The organism is Streptomyces sp. 13-12-16, from assembly GCF_002114215.1.
Taxonomy (GTDB): domain Bacteria; phylum Actinomycetota; class Actinomycetes; order Streptomycetales; family Streptomycetaceae; genus Streptomyces.
This window is the reverse complement of sequence record NZ_NCTE01000945.1, coordinates 8,261-13,685: the sequence shown is the minus strand read 5'-3', so window position 1 is coordinate 13,685 and position 5,425 is coordinate 8,261. Positions and strand designations below refer to the sequence as shown.

Genomic DNA, 5,425 nt, shown 5'->3' with positions numbered 1-5,425 from the left:
GCCGAGGCCGGACGGGACGCCGCGGCCTGCTCCGCACCGGCCGTGTCGGTGCCCGCGCCCCGCCGGGACGGGCTCACCCCGCTCCCCCGCCGGGTGCCGCAGACCAGCCTGGCCGCCGAGCTCCGCGAGGAGGCCGTCCCGGACGCCGAGGACGACTCCGGCGACTTCACCGCGGAACACGCCGCCTCCTCCCTCGCCGGCTTCCAGCGCGGTACGTCCCAGGCCCGGGACGACGACGCCGAGGCCGGGCCGCCGGACGACGCGGACGGCACGGCCGCACCGGCGCACGTGCCCGCCGCCCACGCCGAGCCCCCGACTCCGCCCGCCGACCGCTGACCGTCGACCGTTCACGAAGGAACACCGTCATGACACGCCCCATCCCCGCCACTCACACCCAGCTCGACCAGCTGCTGACCGGACTCGTCGAACGGGTCGCCGACGTGAACCAGGCCGTGGTGCTCTCCGAGGACGGACTGGTGGTGAGCAAGTCCACCGGCTTCCTGCGGGACGACGCGGAACGCCTGGCGGCGACCGCGTCCGGTCTGATGAGCCTCAGCAAGGGCGTCAGCATGGACTTCCGCGGCGGCCCGGTGCGCCAGGCGCTCATCGAGATGGCGCACAGCTACCTGATCCTCACCTCGGCCGGTCCCGGCGCCCATCTGGTGGTGCTGACCGGTCCGGGCGCGGACGTCGGTGTGGTGGCGTACCAGATGAACATGCTGGTGAAGAAGATCGGTGAGCATCTCAGCGCGGCCCCGCGGGACATCGCGGGGCCGGCCGTCGACCCCGGCGTGTGAGGTGGGCGGAAGCGACTCTGCGGGCCGGCTCGTACGGCCGTTCACCCTGACCGGTGGCCGGACCCGGCCCAGCCGTGCCGACTTCACGCTCATCACGACGGTGACGGCGGTGGATCCGCAGCCCGAGGGGGCGGCCCGGCCGCAGCCCGAGCACTCCCGGATCCTGCGGCTGTGCGCCGAGCCGGTGGCGGTCGCCGAGCTCGCCGCGCGTCTCGACCTGCCCATGAGCGTGGTCGTCATCATGCTGTGCGACCTGCTGGAGGCGGGCCGGATCACCGTCCGTCCGCCGCACCCCGTCGACCGCGCCACCGTGGACCTGGATCTGCTGCAGAAAGTGAGGGAGGGCCTTGGCCGGCTCTGACACCACCGCCCGGGCGTCCGCCGGTCGTCCGGCACCCGACACGGTCAAGATCCTGATCGCCGGTGGTTTCGGCGTGGGCAAGACGACCATGGTCGGCTCGGTCAGCGAGATCGCCCCGCTGCGCACCGAGGAGCCGCTGACCATGGCGGGCCTGGGCGTCGACGACCTGAACGGCGTCGAGGAGAAACGTGCCACCACGGTCGCCCTGGACTTCGGCCGGATCAGCGTCTCGGACGATCTCGTGCTGTACCTCTTCGGCACGCCGGGGCAGCAGCGGTTCTGGTTCATGTGGAACGACCTGGCCGTCGGCGCGCTGGGCGCGGTGGTCCTGGTGGACGTGCGCAGGCCCAGGACCAGCTTCGCCGCGATCGACTTCTTCGAGCGCCGGGGCATCCCGTTCGTGATCGCCGTCAACGGCTTCCACGGGGAGCACCCGTACCCGGTGGAGGACATCCGGGAGGCGCTGACGCTGCCGGACGGCGTGCCCGTGCTGCTGTGCGACGCGCGGGAGCGGGAGTCGTGCCGGGACGTGCTGATCGCGCTGATCGACCGGCTGATCGCGCAGGCGGCCCCGGCGCGGTGAACGGCCCGTGGGGTGCGGCCCGTTCGCCGCACCCCGGGCGGGGTCAGTCCAGGCCGGCCGATTTCAGCCAGGCCTTCGCCACGTCCAGCGGGTCCTTCTTCTCCAGCTGCACCTGGGCGTCCAGGTCGAGGAGGGTCTCGGTGTCCAGCTTCGCGGAGACCGCGTTCAGCGCCTCCACGCCCTCCTGCGGCAGCCCCTCCTTGCGGACCAGCGGGGTGACGTTGGCGAAGCCGAAGAGGTTCTCCGGGTCCTTCAGGACGACGAACTTCTCCTTGACGATGGTCGGGTCGGTGGTGAAGACGTCCGCGGCCTGGACCTCGTTCCCGGTGAGGGCCGCCTGGGTGAGCGGGCCGCCCGCGTCGAGCGCCTTGAAGGACTTGAACTTCAGTCCGTAGACGGTCTCCAGGCCCTTCAGTCCCTGCTGCCGGGTCTGGAACTCGGGCGAGCCGCCGATCACGATCTCCGGCGCGACGTCCTTGAGGTCGGCGAGGGTCGACTCCGCGGTGAGGCCGTACTTCTTCGCCGTCTCGGCGTTGACGGCGACGGAGTCCTTGTCCTCGGCGGGCGAGGACTCCAGCAGCGTCAGGGACTTGTCCAGCTTCGCCTTGACGGCCTCGTTCACGGCCCGGGCGGAGTCCTGCCCGGCCTCGGGGTCGAGATAGGCGAGGAGGGAGCCGTTGTACTCCGGCAGGACCGTGATGGAGCCGTTCTTCATCAGGCCGTACGTCGTCTCGCGGCTGCCGATGTTGTGCTTGTAGCCGACCTTGAGGCCCTTGGCGCGGAGCGCCTCGCCGTAGATGTCGGCGAGCAGGGTGGACTCGGCGAAGTTGTTCGAGCCGACGACGACGGTGCCGGCTTCGGCCTTCTCCCCGTCGAGGGGGTTGTCGGAGGTGTCGCCGGAGGAGGAACAGCCCGCGAGCAGCGCCGCCGCGGCGGTGAGCGCGGCGGCTGCCGCACCGGTGTGCCTCGTCCTGGACCTGCTGCTTTTCGCGGTGGAAGTCATCCGCCGATCCAATCCAGCCAGGTACGGCGAGTCAAGAACGTGCCGGTCACGGTTTGTCGCACAGGTGATCGACCGTCAGCGCCTGCGCACTCCGGGCGACACGGCCAGTCGTCCCGCCGCCCAGAACACGGCGAGGGTGAGCAGCGCCAGGACCGCCACCAGGGTGGCGCCGCCGACCACCTTCTCGTAGTCGCGCTGGTAGAGCCCGTCGATGATGTACCGGCCGAGTCCGCCGAGACTGACGTACGCGGCGATGGTGGCCGTCGACACGATCTGGATGGCGGCGGAGCGCAGGCCGCTGAGGATCAGCGGGAGCGCCACCGGCACCTCGACCTGGAAGAGGATCCGCGACTCGTGCATGCCCATGCCCCTGGCGGCGTCCACGGGGGCGGGGTCGACGGAGCGGACCGCCTCGTAGGTGGTCACCAGGATCGGCGGGACGGCCAGCACGACCAGTGGGATCATCACGGGCAGCAGGCCGAACCCGATCAGCAGGACGGCGAGGACCAGCAGGCCGAAACTGGGCAGCGCGCGGGCGGCGTTGGCGACGAAGGCGAGCGCGTTGCCGCCGCGTCCGGTGTGGCCGGTCAGCAGGCCGACGGGCAGCCCGATCGCGGCGGCGACGGCGAGGGCCAGCAGGGAGTACTGGAGGTGTTCCCAGAAGCGCTGCGGGATGCCGTCGTAGCCGTGCCAGTGGGCGCTGTCGCTGAAGAAGGCGTCGACGAAGTGGAGGACGTTCACCGGACCGCGCCCTCCGGGGTGGTCCCCGCCCGCCGTGCGGCGGGTTTCGGACGGGTGGAGCCGCGCGGCATCCACGGTGTCAGCAGCGTCCGCAGCCCGACCAGCAGGGCGTCGCAGAGGATCGCCAGGACGGCCATCGTGACCACGGCGTTCACCGCGAGTTCGGGCCGGTCGTACTTCTGCGCGGCGGCGAGCAGGTTGCCGAGGGCGCCCTGGTTGCCGATCAGGGCGCCGACGCTGACCAGGGAGATGCTGGAGGCGGTGGCGACCCGGAGCCCGGCGATGATGGCGGGCGCGGCGATGGGCAACTGCACCTGGAGGTAACGGCGTACGGGGCCGAATCCCATGGCGGTGGCCGCGGCGAGGGTCTCGTCCGGCACCGAGCGCACGCCGTCGACGATGGCCGGGACCAGGACGACCAGGCTGTACAGGGCCAGCGGGATCATCACGGTGAGTTCGGTCTGGCCGGTGTAGTCGATGAGGACGACGAAGAACGCCAGGGAGGGGATGGCGTACAGCACGGTCGTCATGCCCAGCACGGGCGGGTACAGCCAGCGGAAGCGCCCGCACAGCTGCGCGACCGGCAGCGCGAGGAGCAGTCCGGCGGCCACCGGCAGCAGGGCCTCCCTCATGTGCAGGCCGATCAGCCCGGCCCAGCTGTGCTGGAGGTCGCTGGGGATGTCGAAGAAGCCGGTCACTTGGCGACCCCTGCCTCGTGCGTGTCCGCCCGGCTCACGGTGTGGGCGGCGCGGATGGCCTCGCCGATGGTCTGCTGGGAGACGACGCCGGTCACCCGGCCGCCGCCGTCCACGGCGACCGCCCAGCCGACGGGTGAGAGCACGGCGCAGTCCAGGGCGACCCGCAGGGAGTCGGCGCCGGGCACGAACGGCCTTCCGTACGGCAGCAGTCGGTCCGTGCGGAGGCCGCCGGCGGCCAGCTCGTCGCGTCCGGCCCAGCCGAGCGGGCGGCCGTCGGGGTCGGTGACGAGGAGGTGGGGGGCCTCGGTGGCGGCGATCCGGCCGGCGCCGGCGTCGGCCGGGATCACGGCGTCGGTGGTCAACTCCAGTGCGGCGGAGGGGAAGAAGGACAGCCGCCGGATGCCGCGGTCGGCGCCGAGGAAGTCCTCGACGAAGCCGTCCGCGGGGCTCGCCAGCAGCTCGGCGGGCGGCGCGTACTGGGCGAGCCGGCCGCCCTCGCGCAGTACGGCGACCATGGTGCCCAGTTTGATCGCCTCGTCGATGTCGTGCGTGACGAAGACGATGGTCTTGCCCAGCTCGTCCTGGATGCGCAGGAGTTCGTCCTGCAGTCCCTTGCGCACCACGGGGTCGACGGCGGAGAACGGCTCGTCCATCAGCAGTACCGGCGGGTCCGCGGCGAGCGCCCGTGCCACGCCGACGCGCTGCTGCTGACCGCCGGAGAGCTGGTACGGGTACCGCTTGGCCAGCGAGGGGTCGAGACCCACCCGCTCCATCAGCTCCGCCGCCCGCTCCCGGGCCCGCTGCCTGCCCCAGCCGAGCATGCGGGGCACGGTGGCGATGTTGTCGACGATCGTACGGTGCTGGAAGAGCCCGGCGTTCTGGATGACGTAGCCCATGGACCGGCGCAGGGTGGTGACCGGCTGCCGCCGGCTGTCCTCGCCGTCGAGCAGGATCGTCCCCTCGGTGGGTTCGACCATCCGGTTGATCATGCGGAGCGTGGTCGTCTTGCCGCACCCCGAGGGTCCGACGAGGACGGTGATCGAACGGTCGGGGATCTCCAGCGACAGCCGGTCGACCGCCACCGTGCCGTCCGGGTACCGCTTCGTGACTGAATCGATCCGTATCAAGACGCCGATTGCCCTTCGGGTGCCGAAAGCTTCTGACCGAGGTCGCACGCTCTGTCGCCGGTCGAGTGTAGACGGCACCTCTGACAGAACCCCGGAACTCGACGAACCGGGCCGC

The 5,425-nt window shown here is 71.6% G+C and carries 7 protein-coding genes and 1 pseudogene; 4 read left to right on the top strand and 4 right to left on the bottom strand.

All coding sequences use genetic code 11. The features are described from left to right. The 4 genes and pseudogenes from B7767_RS32700 to B7767_RS32685 form a co-directional block, all read left to right on the top strand. Window positions 1-336 (top strand): annotated as a pseudogene (locus B7767_RS32700) (histidine kinase); the annotation flags it as partial. 29 nt (window positions 337-365) lie between these two features. Beyond that, window positions 366-797 (top strand): roadblock/LC7 domain-containing protein, encoded by a 432-nt coding sequence (locus B7767_RS32695; RefSeq protein WP_085575286.1) that lies wholly within the window; start codon window positions 366-368, stop codon window positions 795-797. Window position 798: 1 nt separating this feature from the next. After that, entirely contained in the window at window positions 799-1,158 is a 360-nt protein-coding gene (locus B7767_RS32690) for a DUF742 domain-containing protein (protein ID WP_085575285.1), read from the top strand. Then, the gene (locus B7767_RS32685) at window positions 1,145-1,741 is read left to right on the top strand and encodes an ATP/GTP-binding protein (RefSeq protein ID WP_085575284.1); all 597 of its coding nucleotides are present in this window, start codon (window positions 1,145-1,147) and stop codon (window positions 1,739-1,741) included. The genes B7767_RS32690 and B7767_RS32685 overlap by 14 nt, the downstream gene beginning before the upstream one ends. Window positions 1,742-1,784: 43 nt before the next feature. On the opposite strand, the gene B7767_RS32680 is transcribed toward B7767_RS32685, so the two are convergent. The 4 genes from B7767_RS32680 to B7767_RS32665 all read right to left on the bottom strand — a co-directional run bounded on the left by B7767_RS32680 (window position 1,785) and on the right by B7767_RS32665 (window position 5,310). Beyond that, the gene (locus B7767_RS32680; RefSeq protein WP_085575283.1) at window positions 1,785-2,744 is read right to left on the bottom strand and encodes an ABC transporter substrate-binding protein; all 960 of its coding nucleotides are present in this window, start codon (window positions 2,742-2,744) and stop codon (window positions 1,785-1,787) included. Between the two features lie 75 nt (window positions 2,745-2,819). Continuing rightward, window positions 2,820-3,485 (bottom strand): ABC transporter permease, encoded by a 666-nt coding sequence (locus B7767_RS32675; RefSeq protein WP_085575282.1) that lies wholly within the window; start codon window positions 3,483-3,485, stop codon window positions 2,820-2,822. Beyond that, the gene (locus B7767_RS32670; RefSeq protein WP_085575281.1) at window positions 3,482-4,183 is read right to left on the bottom strand and encodes an ABC transporter permease; all 702 of its coding nucleotides are present in this window, start codon (window positions 4,181-4,183) and stop codon (window positions 3,482-3,484) included. Before B7767_RS32670 ends, B7767_RS32675 begins: the two co-directional genes overlap by 4 nt. After that, complete coding sequence (locus B7767_RS32665; protein ID WP_085575280.1) at window positions 4,180-5,310, bottom strand: ABC transporter ATP-binding protein; 1,131 nt, start codon at window positions 5,308-5,310, stop codon at window positions 4,180-4,182. Before B7767_RS32665 ends, B7767_RS32670 begins: the two co-directional genes overlap by 4 nt. Window positions 5,311-5,425: the final 115 nt, after the last annotated feature.

What these genes read in the sequence shown, in the direction of transcription:
- B7767_RS32680 (WP_085575283.1), bottom strand. Translation starts at nt 2,744, where the DNA reads ATGACTTCCACCGCGAAAAGCAGCAGGTCCAGGACGAGGCACACCGGT.
- B7767_RS32695 (WP_085575286.1), top strand. Translation starts at nt 366, where the DNA reads ATGACACGCCCCATCCCCGCCACTCACACCCAGCTCGACCAGCTGCTG.